Genomic DNA, 14,114 nt, shown 5'->3' on the forward strand with positions numbered 1-14,114 from the left:
AAAATGTTAAATTTCAGAACAAAAGTGAATAAATTCACTAGGGGCGATAAAAATCGCCTTTTTCTTTTTAAAGTCACATTGTATAATAGATTTATGGAACCTATAGTGATTAAGTATAAATTTAAAGATCAATTAGAACTTGCTCTTAAACATGGTGAACATGTCTTTAACAATGAGCTTGTTAAACTATCTAATTTAAAAGTATATAGAGATAACTCCATTTCCATTCAATCTATATTTGCTACCTATTGGGATTCATTTAAACTTCATTTTGAAGATAAACTACGTCCCTCAATTATCGAAAATGTTGAAAAAATGATACATTGTCGTGATTTCAAATATGGCTACTTCTTCTATGAATGCCCAACTTGTGATAACTTTCATATCCAAGGTCTTTCTTGTCATTCAAGGTTTTGTCCTTCTTGTAATCAAAGATATCGAGAAGCTCGAACACTTGCGATTGAATCCAAATTACTTAAGTGCCCTCATAGACATTTTGTCTTTTCAGTTGCTAAAGAGATGCGTAAATTCTTTTGGCTTTATAGAGACTTATTTGATATCTTATTTCAAACTGTAAATGAAGTTCTTCATAAAGCTGTTAAGAAAACGAAGGCTGACCACCAATTAGATAGAAGACTTGGCATCATTTGTTTTCTTCACACCTATGGCAGAGATATGAAGACCAATCCTCATATCCATGCTTTAGTTGCTGAACGCTTTATTGATGCTCATGGTCATCTATCCAACATGTCTTTCTTTCCTTTTGAGAGACTGCGTATGTTTTGGCAATATAGACTCTTAAGTAACATCTCAGCCTATTTGAAAACCCATGCGACAAATTCTATCTATAATGAGTTTAATCGCTTAAGAAGTTATCTCATTCATAAGTATAAAAAAGGCTTTTACACTTACGGGCCTCAATTAAAGAGAAAATCTAGCTTGTCTACAGCCAAAAAGATTGCTAAATACATCGCCAGATATGCTTCTCATCCAGCCATCTCTGAATCTAGAATTGATGACTTCGATGATATCAATCACCAAGTCACTTGGCATTTTGATCCTCATGAAGATGATCAAATTTCAGATAAACATCATAAACGAGGTACTCAAATCATCACTGATCATGTCTTTAAATTTATTGCACGTCTCATTAAACACATCCCTGATAAAGGATTTCATCTGATTCGTTATTACGGTTTTTATTCAAATCGGACAAAACGAAAAATTGCCTCTGAGTTAAAGTTAGTTAACCCTAAATCTTTGACTTATCTTAAACATCAACTTCACTTTCGAACTTTGTTGCTTAAGACTTATCACTATGACATCTTTAAATGTCAGTGTGGTTCTACTATGGTTTTAAATCTTGATGCTTCATATCTACCAAATCACCGAAAAGAGAGGTTATTTAGCGATGCCTAAACTATTTAAAACTAAATCTGTGCATATGTCTTTTGTTCAAAAAAAGAATTTGTATGCTGAATATAAATCAGCTGTTAAGCAGGGATTCATTGCTGGCCCCGCCGCTTCATTTAATGCATTTATATCGATGCCTAATTTTGATATCATGGTTGATATGAAATGTCTGCACTGTGGATTTGAACTTACTGTCAATTTTTCTGGTTATGCTCACTTTATGGAGACTGAAGGTGCTGCTTTTCCCGTTGATGTTTGTAGTCATTGTGGTAAGTTGCAGTTTGTGCCTTTAGATATTTATCATAAACTTATTGATTAATTTGTTGACTCGTTTTACAGACTCATTTTAGATGAGTTTTTTCTGTTTGTTTTTATTTAAATTATCAATTAGAATTTCCTAGTTAACAAAAAAAAGTATCTTTCGATACTTCTTTTTATGAACGGATTGGTTTTAATGCATGTCCCCATAAATTCACTTGATCAAGCAAAGTTTTCAAATTAGTTTCATGTAATGCTTGTGGTTTAAATACACTACCATTTTCAAAATCAGTAAACAACGATAACAATACTTGTGTTCTTACATCAGCTACTTGTAGTTCACCCAAAACATTTCTTAAATGTTCTGCTGCTCTTGCACCACCGATAGAGCCATAAGATACTATACCTGCTGATTTGTTATTCCAAGCATCTCTAGCTAAATCTAATGCATTTTTTAATGATGCAGCCATTGAGTGATTGTACTCTTGTGCAATAAATACAAATGCATCTAAACTAGCTAGTTTTTCATTCCACTTTGTTATCCCACTTACATCATCACTTTCACCTAATAAAGGTAAATGATAATCTCTAATATCTACAATTTCATAATTTGCGTCATTTCTTTGATCTGCAAACTCTTTCACCCATTTTCCGACTTGAGGGCTTACTCTACCTTCTCTTGTTGATCCTAAAATGATTCCAATATTTAATCTTTTTTCTGTCATGATGACTCCTCCTATTTTACTTACTTATTGTAACTTGATTATACATTTGTAATCTAATAATGTAAAGTGATTTGCTTTTTAAAGATAATCGGTTATAATAAGAACGAATGAGGTGAGCAAGATGAGTGAAATTTGTGTAAAATTCGAAAGTGCATCTAAAATTTTAAGTAAAAGATGGATAGGTTTAATCATTCATCAACTTCTTGATGGACCGAAACGCTTTAACGAATTAGAATCTGAATTAAAGATTTCTGGAAAAGTGCTTTCTGAGAAATTAAAAGAAATGGAAAAACTAAAAATCGTCAAACGCACAGTCTATCCAACGACTCCTGTAAAAATAGAATACACTTTAACGGATAAAGGTAAAGCTTTAGATCCAGTGATCAAAGCTATTGAAGATTGGTCACAGTCTTGGATTTAAAAATAAAGGCAACTCAAGTCGAGTTGCCATTTTTTTATGTGTTTAAAACTAATTCTGGACTGGTATCTGAAATTTTATGAATGGTTCTCATTTCTAGCCATAATAGGACTAAACTAATTAACCCTGATAAAATATCAGCTGCTGCAAATCCAATCCAGATACCTAGCATATCATCTAATAGATATGTAAATAGATATACAAATGGAATAAAGAAAACCACTTGTCTTGATAAAGTAATAATCATTGCTCTAATTGGATATCCAAGTGCTTGGAAAACTGAACTCACGATGATTTGAAACCCGACCAATAAGAATCCAATAGATATAATCCTAAATGCATAAGCACCATAATCAATAAATAAAGGATCATTTTCATTACTGAATATTTTAAATAAGAAAGGGGAAAATATTTGAATAAACAAAAATCCAATAACAAAATAAACCATAATGACTTTGGTAGAAAATATAATGGTGTCTCTCATTCGCTTATAGTTTTTGGCACCATAATTAAATCCTACAATTGGAACCATACCTTGGACAATACCAAAACTAGGAAGGAAGACAAAACTAATAATCCGATTAATAACCCCATATATGGATATGTAAATACCAGGTTCTTCTCCACCATATCTATTAATCAAATTATAAATGATGATCGCTAAAAATGCCCCAAGCGAATTTCTTAAAAATGTCGGAAATCCAACAACAACCATTTCTTTTACAGTTTGAAAATCTATATGAAACCAACGATCAAGTTTGATTTTTAAGTTTGACTCTTTGTCTAACGCTTTAAAAAAGATATATGTTAATCCGATAAATTGTGAGATAACAGTTGCGATTGCAGCACCTTTGACACCCATTCCAAACCCAAAATCAAAGATAAAGATTGGATCTAAAATGATATTCATACCTGCTGATATTGCTAGTGAATACATCGCTATTTTTGATCGGCCTTCTGCTCTTGTCAAATTATTTAAAACAATGGATAAGGATTGCGGAATAAGACCAATTAAAATAATACTCAAATAATCATATGCAAAATTAATGTTTTCTGCGGTTGCACCAAAGAAAACTAATAGTTCATTGATAAACACATAACTCAATATTGAAAATAAAGCAGCTAAGACAACATCGATTCTTAAAGCTGTATTAACAGCATCTTCCATTTTTTGATAATCTCTTCTACCAAATGCTCTACTAAATACAGATGAGGCACCTATACCAATCATAAGTCCAACAGCAATAACTATCATTTGAATCGGAAAAGCTAGTGCTAATCCTCCGATTGCAAGTTCTCCTTCAGCACGTGCGACAAAAAGCGCATCTACAAAATTGTATAATGCGTTTATAGCCATACCAACAAAAGCTGGTATTGAAAGTTTTATTAAAAGTTTTTTAACATCATATTCTCTTAGTAGTTTTTCATTTTCTTTGTTCATTTTACCCTCAATAGTCTCAGCAAACCATGATAATACACGGTCGTGTTAATACTTCATATCTACTTTTTAATATAACTATTGTATCATAGTTTGCTTTATTTTTAGTGTGCTAAACATTTTTTCATATGAACTATGAGAATATAGAGTTTTATGTTAAAATAGGAAAGAAAAAATATAAAAACTTTGGGGTGAACTATGATTGTAAAATTATCAACAGACGGTCCGAAAATTTTTACAACTTATGAAAACGATACTTATGTTGCTATCATCAATAAAATGGAACCTAATTGGGCATATAGACTTATGGATTTGATCTATTATCAAAAAGAACTCAATCAATCTGTTGATCTAAGAATATCAACAGAAATCCTTAAAGAAGCTGAAATCATTTATCATGGACATGATCATAAAGGTCCACTAAGAGCATATGAAAACAAGGTCATGGTTCATTCAACAACTTTGGCTTCTTGGTCAAGCATTAAAAAGAGTTATAAACTTAAATCTTGGAACTTAGCTACTAAAGATAAAGATTTAAATGAAAACGAACCGATTGGTAAACAATTAAAAGACCCTGAGGATTTCTTAGATTATGTTATGCTTGGAGATTTCGGTTTTTATAATGAAATAGTTGTCTTATCAAAACAGAATAACAAACTTATATTCGATCCAAATATGGTTTATGAACCAGGTGTAAGGATATATATAAATGCAGAAAAACTAGCCAAAGATCAGTTACTCACTAGAGATGGTCTGCATTATAAAGTAAAAGACGAAATCGATCTTAACAAGTATATGATTGCTTATATTACTGCTGATGATCTAGAAAATAAGGAGTATACACCACTTACATTCTCCAATGCAGCTGATCAATGGTTTAAATCAAATTATACGACATAGAAAAAAGAATGTTCACACGAACATTCTTTTTTCATATGGTTACTATTTATATTTAAAATAAATGGTGGAGTTACCGAGGATCGAACTCGGGACCCCTTGCACGTCAAGCAAGTGCTCTCCCGCTGAGCTATAACTCCAACCATATATTTATTATACTTAATTCATTCGATTTTTCCAATACTTTATTTAGCTAATTTTCGCCAAGGACTCACATACCCACCTTGAACAATAGAAACCTCATTAGCAACGACTAAAGCCTTGGGATCAGTATCTTTGATTAAATCCATAATTGCAAACTTATTCTTTCTATTTGCAAAGATCATTAAGGCAGTACGTTCACTATCTTTTCCGTGTGCATCCATACTAGTCACACCATGACCATTCGCTCTTAAAACACGCATAATCATATCAGCTCCAGTTTTATCAGAAATCACTTGAATTAAAACTTTACCTACTGCGACTCTATTTTCAATAAATGAACCTACATATACTCCTAATGCAAAACCTACACTATAAACAATCCCTTTAATCGGTGCCTCAGTCACACCTTGAATAACCGAACTTGCTATAAATACCCATAAAAGAATTTCTACTACCGCTAATGCGGTACCTTGCTTGCGATATCCTTTACTAATTAAAATGATACGCATCGTACCTATAGTTACCTCAATAATTTTTGCGACAAATATTAATAGCAGTTCCCAAAATGAAACTGCAGTAAAAAAATCAACGATAAAATCCCACATAATTTTTCACTCCTTCTTTCAATCCTTATCTATTGTCTTAAAAAACAAATGATTTGTCAATATCATTTTGTTTTATTTGTTATTTTCATGTTCTAAAACATAATGTTTGAAAACATCCATGCCAGATTTTGTTTTTTCGATAAACCTTTCAATAGGTATACCCATATCCTTTTCGAATATAAATTCAACATCCATCACCCACAGGGTTTTGCCATTTTCATTATAAAACTTATTTTTACACCTATTATAAGCTCCCTTAACTTCATAAGTAACATCTAAATACTCTGGTTCTATTTTTTGCTTAATCGTCATCTTCATCTTCATGTCTTGACCTTTATTATCAAATATCAAGAAGCTTGTTGCGTCTTTCTCAAATATATCTAAAAACTCAGATTCGATTCTTTTTAATCCAATCTCCCAATTTTCAAAATGCTTTTGTGAAGTATATAGTTCAAAAACATCTCCTATTGGAGCATCAATATAAATATCTACTTTATATTTCATAGAATCACCACCACTTCTATTATAACAAACAAAGAGAAAAAGGCTAAGGATTTCCTTAACCTTTTCCTTATATGAAACGCATATCGTATCTTTTAGTCTCTATATGCGTTTACGGCTTCATTTAATGTCTCTTTTTGAATAATCGTATCAGATTCAATGTGATACACCAATACTTGTTCATATGAGAATGTATAAATATATCGATCCGTAACAACATCATTTACAATGTTCTCAATATAAATACCACGGTCTACTTGCATGTAATAATCGGTTTGATCATGTGATATAAAGATAGGTTCTGAAATAATATCATTACTTTCAAAATCGATAAAGAAAATGACGAACGAACTTTAATAATAATAATTAAACTCATCATAATGATACATGCTCATCGGGAATCCTACAATACCTTTAGTCGCATCAATCATTAAAGCTCTTGGATTATAAATGGCTTCAGAGAAACTATAAGTAAATCCTTCACTATCACTGGCAAAACTATAGGTTTCAAGTGGTTCTTCTAATCTTGTATCATAAGCACTTAATTTAAGTCCAGTAATTCTTCCTTCAGATGTTGCATCAAATCCAAATCCGATTAAATAATAATCTTCGGTCCATACATGCATATAAGTGCTATATCCTTCTTCTTTAATTGGATTTTCTAAAATCACAGGATTTCTTGGATCAGATAAATCAATAGTGTAAAGTGGATCAGTTTGTTCAAATGTTACAACTTGACCAATCTCCTTGTTGAATCTAACAGATTTCACATTTTCATTTTCTAATCCTAAACCTTCATCGATGGTTGCTACAACATTCAAAAGATCTTCTTCGAGGTCTTCTTCTAAGACATAAAGTCTATTCTTAGCTGGCCAAAACTCAGTGGTTACAACTCTTAAATAGCCTTCATACTCATCCATCCAGTACGAGTTCTCGACATAACCCAATATACTTTGTCCACCTTGATAAGTGATATCTCTCATTTCAGTATTTAAATCAAACTTCATGATTAATGTCTCATAGGATCCGACATTATCAGTTTGATCATAATTATAATAGCTAAATGCGGTATATAAGCTTTCTTGATTTGCATAAATTTGATTGACACCACCTAAGAATGCTTCTGCATCATAACTAAAATCACTTAAATCGATACTTGTAATCACTGTCATTGCAGTGGATAAGACATCTTCATAATAATAGATATCATCATAATCAACAAATGATTCTGTTTCCATGCCCTCTTTAGTTTCAATAAAGGTAGGTCTAAGTTCATCTTCAGTATCATATAAATATTTAGTAGAAACTAAGTACATTACATCATCAATCATTCGATGATCAAAAAAGTAAGCATCCGTTTCAACTTCATAAACGACGTCATATGTATCTCTATCTATCACAGAGACTGTACCTGTCGGTGCTTGATAATACCAGCCAATAGCCATATCACCTTCAGTATAATCAATAGGAAAATAATGATACGTATAGCCAACAACAACAATATAATCTTCTGTTAAATACATATCTTCTGTATAAACATCACCAAGATCTATAGATTCTAAGACTTCAACTTCGTAGTCATCATTAACTAAAACAACGTTAATCTTAGAATAATATCTTGAAGCATAATAAATATATTCTCCATCTGTCTTTATAATATCAGCTTCATCTACACCTTCAACTTGAACATTCGTGTCGATAAAATCTCTTTGGCTATCCTCATCAGCTGGAGCATCAACAGCATCTTCTAATCCAGCTTCTGGAAAAAAGCCATAATCATATCTATCTTGTAACTCATCAAGCAGTGATAACAATTTGGATTTTGATCCAACTTGATGTGCTTGAGTTAAGAGCTTTTGATTTTCAAGAATGATACCTTCTCTAAAAACACCCGAAATGCTTAACGTGAAAACTAGCATTGCTGCTAAAACTACTTGATAAGCTTTTCTGTATAGCAGAACCTGTGTGACTTTAGTTTTATCTCCAGTAAGTTTTCCTTTAAATTTGTTAAGTTTTTTATTCATTAAAACTTCTTGAATAAGGTTATAAAGTAAATACAAAACAACCAAACTTAAACTTGAAATGATAATCCATCCTAAAGTTGTCATTTTTCATACCTCCTATAAATTTAAACTTTCTTTAAAAGATTTGACGAAGGAACGAGTGACCTCTAATATTGAACCATCTTTAAGTTCTAACTTTAACTTTGCATTTAACCCAACTTTGATATAGTTTATCTTCCTTGTGTTGACAATATATGACTTTGAGATGCGAATGAAATGATAAGGTTTTAGCATTTCTTCTAATTGATAAAGTGGTTTTTTAATCACTTCAACTTTACCATGAACGTGTGCATATATATCTTCGCCAAAAGACTCTAAGTAGTAAATATCTTGTAGATGCAATTGGACAAATCCATCGTTTGTTGGAAAAAACATTTGCATTTTTTCATATTCGATGACTTGGAAAATCTTCTTTAAAGTATCCTGATGGTCTTGGTCAATTTCAATACCAATCATATCTTTAGGTAGTGTCTCTTGTTCATCTAGGACAACAAAATGGATATGGTGCTTGTTAAGTTTTTCTTTAAGATGTGTGAGTTCATCCTTACTCCATATGATTTTAATCATCTAGAGTTCCTCCTATCTTCACTATATGAAAAATAACTGAATCATTCAAGTTTTTAAACATAAGATGCAAAAATCACTGACAACTTGCATGATACCTATATCATATCAAAAAAACAGAAACAATGCATGAACATCATTTCTGTTTACAGTATTTTATAGTTTATTTTTAGGTTTTAAGCTGAAAATCACTTTAGCAATCGCAATAAAGATGACATAAAACTCTAATCTTCCTAAAAACATACCAATCGTTGAAGTCCATAAAATGAGTGAGTTCGCATGATATTGAACAATACCGACTGAAAGACCCACAGTACCTAAAGCTGATGCAAACTCAAATAGTGAATCTTTAACTGTAAATCCAAAACCTGTAAATATTAGTGTACCAGTAACTAAAGCTAATAAGTATGTCATTAAGAATGAGTAGTTTTGAACTACCTCATCTTTATGAATAATTGTTCTTGTCCCAATTTTATTAATGAAATGAGTTCTAATTGTCTTTTTATGACCGAATTGCTCTCTGATGTTCCAATATAAGCTCTTAAAAGCCAATGCAACTCTATATTGTTTCATACCACCAGCGGTAGATCCCATACCAGCACCTAAGACCATGACAATAATCAAAATGCTCATAAATGTAGGAGGCATAATGGTAAATGTTTCAATGGTTTGAAAACCAGTTCCAGTAACTGCTGAGATAAACTGAAATGATGCAATTCTTAGTGTATAAAAGAAATCTCCATCATACATGCCAATTAAGTTAATAACTAATATCGGAATAAAGACTACAAGTAATATGCCGAGTAATTTAATTTCGATATGACCAAATACATTTTTAAGTTTTCCTCTAAGAAGCATTAAATGCACATAAAAGTTTGTTCCACCTAATAGCATTAAAACCATAATAATGATTTCAACACTAACCTTATTAAACGCACCAATACTCGCTGCCTCAGTTGAAAATCCTCCTGTCGCAACCGCTGTGATTGAATGATTTAACGCTTGAAAAGGTGTTAAACCAAAGATGACAAGTAAGATTGTTCCTACAAGAATATAGCCTATATAAATCGACATGATCATACGACCAGATTTGACAAGGTTAGGTAATAGTTTATCACTATGCCCTTCTGCACTATAAAGTCTCATACCAAATTTATCTGAGATTGCTGAAGTTAACACTAAAACTAGACCAACTCCACCGACAAATTGCAATAAAGATCTAAAAAATAAATAGATATTTGGTGTTTCTGTAACATCAACAACAGTTAAACCTGTTGTTGAATAACCCGATGTTGACTCAAAAATCGCTTGAGTAAAATTGTAATTACCCGTTAATACAAAAGGCAATGAAGATATAAAAATTGCTAAAATCCAAATACCTACAACGAGTATTGCATCTTGAGATCTTTCCAATCTTTCTTTTTCTCGTCCTCTATATAGAAAAACAATTAAAGACCCAATAAGCATGGAACTAAGGGCTGGAATATAAAAATTTTTCGCTTCTGATATCTCATTTGGATAAAATATAATGGTGAGCAATGGGATTAAATTAATAATGCCTATTAATATCGCAAACACACCCAAATAATTAAATATTAATGGATATCCAGTTAAATGTTTTTTTTCCGTCATTGTTATTTTCTCTTTTGAATGAATTCTACGATCTCATCTTGATCATTAGGTGTTGAAATAATGATGAGTTTATCGTTTTCTTTAATTAATGTATCCCCTTTAGGAATAATGACATGAGGATCTCTAAAGATACAGCTGATATTAATATTACTAGGAAATCTAATATCCATCAATCGTTTATTGACAATTGCATATTCTTCTTCAACACCAATTTCAAGCATTACTATTTTTTCATCTTCAATGGATAAAGTTTTAATGATATTTTCTACTGAAGATTCATTTAAAATCGTTTGTGCAAGTAAGTAAGTTGAACTAATTACACTATCAATACCTAATCTTTTAAATAGCTCTACATTTTTTGGGTTCTTAACTTTTGCGACTGTCTTTTTAATATTAAATAGCTTTTTAGCTGTTATACATGTGATGTAATTATCTGTATCGTTATCTGATAGAGCTAGAAGTACATCTGCATTTTGTGCTTCTGCATCTGATAATGTATATGCTTTAGTTGGATCTCCAGGAAAAACATCAATGTTGTTATTTGCACTGATATATGTCGCGAAATCACGATCTTGATTAATAACGATGAGTTGATGATGCTCTTTTTTTAGTTTACTAACAATAAAGTCTGCTTCGTGTTTTCCACCTGCAATTACGATTTTCATTGGGCATCCTCCTCAAGGTTTAAGTCCATAAACTCATCATAGGATAAGTTAAATGGATAGATAGCTTTAATGTTTGTTCCATCAAGCAACTTCCCTTTATCTGTGTCAGATAATCTGACAAATATTCTTGGGACATTATAGACGTAAAAACATAAATGTGAAAGATATATATTCACATTGTCACTATCAGTTGTAATTACTACTGTTTTTGCGTGTTTAATATAAGAGTTTTCTAAAACTGATAAATCTGTTGCATCTCCTACAACTTGATAACCAGAAAAAGACTCTTGCAATTTTCTAAATGAATCATCTTGAGCATCGATGATGATAACATCTTCCCCGTGTTCTGACATGGTGGTTGCGATATTTGACCCTAATCTTCCTGATCCTATCACAATAAATTTATTTCTTTTCATGTTTTGCTCCTTTGTTTCATGATGTAATCATAATACCTATACTATTTTAACACTAATTAACAAAAAGTGCACTATTTGAGGTGTACTATATAACTTAGTTATATAAAATTTACATCATTTTTTAGTGTTTTTTTATCATTTTTCTTGTTTCTGAAGGAGTTTTTTGTCATAAACATCAATGAAAACTGCTCCTAAAGGTGCTGTAATTATGATTGCAAGCACTGAGATCATTAAGATAAGTTCTCCATGAGCAAGTCCTAAAGAAAGCGGAATTGCCCCGATTGCGGCTTGTACGGTTGCTTTTGGTGTATATGATCCTGCAACAAATAATTTTTCTTTTGCATTTAGTTTTGTCTTTATCAACGAAATAAAAACACCTAGAAGTCTAAATAAGACTGCGATATTTATTAAGATAACTGCAGATAAACCAACATCAGCTAATACGTCTAAATTAACAAGTGCACCAACTAAAACAAATAGCATTATTTCTGCAACAACCCATATTTTTTCAAATTTATTAACCAATCTTTTTGAAAGTATTGGATAATAATGGTTGATTGCAATGCCAAATGCCATCACGGCAAGCAATCCACTGAATGGTATGATATTTATTAAAACATCTTCTAAGGTCATAAATAAAAAGCCAATAGCAAATATGATTAAAACCTTAATGGTATCTCGCATATGAAAAATCTTAAAAAACTTTTGTGTGATAAATCCTATTATTATACCAATAAATATGCCTAATCCAATGGATATTGGTATATTAATTAAGGTACTTATATGAAATGAATCTCCTTGAGCAAGTTGTAAAAATGCATAAAATAATACAATCACATAAACATCATCAATCGATGCACTAGCTAAAATCATATGTGGAATTCTTTTTTGCCTACCATATCCAGATGCCATCAGTTTGATCATTCTAGGAACAATAACAGCTGGTGATACAGCAGCAACGATAGCACCCATGACTAAAGCAGTTTTAGTATCAATATCAAAAAATAATGGTGCTAAAAAGGTAATCGCAATAATCTCTATTGTCGCTGGGATAAATGATAATAATATTGCTGGTCGTCCAACTTTTTTTAAATCATCCACATGAAGTGATAGTCCAGCTCTAATCAAAATAACAATAAGTGCTATTTCTCTAAGATCAGTAGAAATGTTCATGATGCTAGAATCAATTAAGTTTAATGCATATGGGCCCATTATCATACCCGCAAGCAACATCCCTAAAATCGGAGGTAGTTTTAACACATTAAAAATTTTGGCAAGCATTAAACTGATTAAAATAATGAGTGAGACACTAAGTAACATCTTTCTTCTCCTTTTAAACAAAAAACTTCTACAACAAAAAAAGTTGTAGAAGTCATTAGCATTGAGCGGTTTTAGTAAGTACTAAGGGAGACATCATTCCCAAAATTAATTATATAGTTTTTTTTATAAATGTCAACTTTCTTCTTGATAAACTGATGATTCTTTTTGTTTTCGAACAAAAGGAATAATCATTGAGACTTGTTCTTGATAAAGTTTATATTCAGGTCTAGTCTTTAATATCTTCTTTTCCATCATTGGGATACTAATAAATACAAAAAGCAATGTCATTGAAAGTGGCGCTAAAAGGTATAGTAAATCGATTTGATTGGATAAACCAACCATCATGATATATAACCCCCACCATACAGTAACTTCCCCAAAATAATTTGGATGTCTTGAAAGTCTCCATAGACCTTCATCAATACATTTTTTTTCTCCTAGATGCGCTTTTCTAAATTTCCGCATTTGTTCGTCTGATACATATTGAATTACTGTTGCAAGTATTACCATTAAAAATCCAACTGTAAACAAAAGATTTAAACTAGGATTTATCGTTAATATTTTTATACCTACAATTAGCTGTGCAAAAACAATTAAAGTAGGAAATAACTGAATGGCTAAAAAATTCGTTAAAAAATATAATTTAGGCGCTTTATCTCTAATCATTAAATAACGCCAATCAACTTCAGTAAACCCATGCCATCCTTTGATCCAGTTTAAAGTGAGTCGGATTGCCCAAAAGCTAATTGCAAACATCATCATAAAATGTGGCAATGTGAGTGTCTTACCTGAATCGATAAAAACAAAAATTAAAAATACCGGTGGAATGACACTCCAATATGGGTCATATAAGCTTGCGTTATTTAAAATTAAGCTCATGATATATATGAATACCATAGCCGCTAAATCAGCAACTAATAACGCTAATATCATAGACTCTAAGTTAACAAATACATATACAACATATGCAATAACAAACGCAATTATATAAAGTAATCCCACAACAATCAGATCTTTTGTTTTTTTATTCATGATATACCCCTTGTAGTTTTTTT

Annotated in this window: 15 protein-coding genes and 1 tRNA gene; 4 read left to right on the forward strand and 12 right to left on the reverse strand. The window is 31.4% G+C overall.

All coding sequences use genetic code 11. The features are described 5' to 3' along the window. Positions 1–78 precede the first annotated feature (78 nt). Together BK011_03330 and BK011_03335 are read left to right on the forward strand one after the other, a co-directional pair. On the forward strand, positions 79–1,419 hold the full coding sequence (locus BK011_03330) for a hypothetical protein (GenBank protein ID AUD64755.1): 1,341 nt from the start codon (positions 79–81) through the stop codon (positions 1,417–1,419). Next, positions 1,412–1,732, forward strand: coding sequence for a hypothetical protein (locus tag BK011_03335; protein ID AUD64756.1), 321 nt, complete (start codon positions 1,412–1,414; stop codon positions 1,730–1,732). Before BK011_03330 ends, BK011_03335 begins: the two co-directional genes overlap by 8 nt. Positions 1,733–1,847: 115 nt before the next feature. Here BK011_03335 and BK011_03340 read toward each other — a convergent pair whose 3' ends face one another. After that, on the reverse strand, positions 1,848–2,396 hold the full coding sequence (locus tag BK011_03340) for an NADPH-dependent oxidoreductase (protein AUD64757.1): 549 nt from the start codon (positions 2,394–2,396) through the stop codon (positions 1,848–1,850). A 121-nt stretch (positions 2,397–2,517) separates the two neighbouring features. On the opposite strand from BK011_03340, the gene BK011_03345 reads away from it, so the two are divergent. Continuing rightward, positions 2,518–2,817, forward strand: coding sequence for a transcriptional regulator (locus BK011_03345; GenBank protein AUD64758.1), 300 nt, complete (start codon positions 2,518–2,520; stop codon positions 2,815–2,817). A 34-nt stretch (positions 2,818–2,851) separates the two neighbouring features. Here the strand turns inward: BK011_03345 and BK011_03350 are convergent, their stop codons facing one another. Next, a complete protein-coding gene (locus tag BK011_03350; GenBank protein ID AUD64759.1) occupies positions 2,852–4,255 on the reverse strand; it encodes a hypothetical protein in 1,404 nt (467 codons plus the stop codon). Between the two features lie 195 nt (positions 4,256–4,450). Between BK011_03350 and BK011_03355 the strand changes: the two genes are divergently transcribed. Further along, a complete protein-coding gene (locus BK011_03355; protein ID AUD64760.1) occupies positions 4,451–5,152 on the forward strand; it encodes a hypothetical protein in 702 nt (233 codons plus the stop codon). Positions 5,153–5,214: 62 nt separating this feature from the next. On the opposite strand, the gene BK011_03360 is transcribed toward BK011_03355, so the two are convergent. The 10 genes from BK011_03360 to BK011_03405 form a co-directional block, all read right to left on the reverse strand. Next, positions 5,215–5,289: transfer RNA gene (locus BK011_03360), tRNA-Val, on the reverse strand. Positions 5,290–5,334: 45 nt separating this feature from the next. Beyond that, a complete protein-coding gene (locus BK011_03365; protein AUD64761.1) occupies positions 5,335–5,898 on the reverse strand; it encodes a hypothetical protein in 564 nt (187 codons plus the stop codon). A gap of 72 nt (positions 5,899–5,970) precedes the next feature. After that, positions 5,971–6,402: a hypothetical protein gene (locus BK011_03370; GenBank protein AUD64762.1), complete on the reverse strand. Its 432-nt coding sequence runs from the start codon at positions 6,400–6,402 to the stop codon at positions 5,971–5,973. Positions 6,403–6,752: 350 nt separating this feature from the next. Beyond that, positions 6,753–8,507 carry a hypothetical protein gene (locus tag BK011_03375; protein ID AUD64763.1) on the reverse strand — a complete coding sequence of 585 codons (1,755 nt, stop codon included), beginning with the start codon at positions 8,505–8,507 and terminating at the stop codon, positions 6,753–6,755. 12 nt (positions 8,508–8,519) lie between these two features. Then, positions 8,520–9,029, reverse strand: coding sequence for a hypothetical protein (locus BK011_03380; GenBank protein ID AUD64764.1), 510 nt, complete (start codon positions 9,027–9,029; stop codon positions 8,520–8,522). A 153-nt stretch (positions 9,030–9,182) separates the two neighbouring features. Next, a complete protein-coding gene (locus BK011_03385) occupies positions 9,183–10,658 on the reverse strand; it encodes a hypothetical protein (protein AUD64765.1) in 1,476 nt (491 codons plus the stop codon). A gap of 2 nt (positions 10,659–10,660) precedes the next feature. Next, entirely contained in the window at positions 10,661–11,323 is a 663-nt protein-coding gene (locus tag BK011_03390; protein AUD64766.1) for a hypothetical protein, read from the reverse strand. Beyond that, positions 11,320–11,739 (reverse strand): hypothetical protein, encoded by a 420-nt coding sequence (locus BK011_03395; protein AUD64767.1) that lies wholly within the window; start codon positions 11,737–11,739, stop codon positions 11,320–11,322. The genes BK011_03390 and BK011_03395 overlap by 4 nt, the downstream gene beginning before the upstream one ends. Before the next feature lie 135 nt (positions 11,740–11,874). Beyond that, the gene (locus BK011_03400) at positions 11,875–13,059 is read right to left on the reverse strand and encodes a potassium transporter (protein AUD64768.1); all 1,185 of its coding nucleotides are present in this window, start codon (positions 13,057–13,059) and stop codon (positions 11,875–11,877) included. A 132-nt stretch (positions 13,060–13,191) separates the two neighbouring features. Beyond that, on the reverse strand, positions 13,192–14,091 hold the full coding sequence (locus BK011_03405) for a hypothetical protein (GenBank protein AUD64769.1): 900 nt from the start codon (positions 14,089–14,091) through the stop codon (positions 13,192–13,194). Between the last annotated feature and the right edge of the window lie 23 nt (positions 14,092–14,114).

This window comes from Tenericutes bacterium MZ-XQ (assembly GCA_002838205.1).
Classification (GTDB): domain Bacteria; phylum Bacillota_I; class Bacilli_A; order Acholeplasmatales; family Acholeplasmataceae; genus Mariniplasma.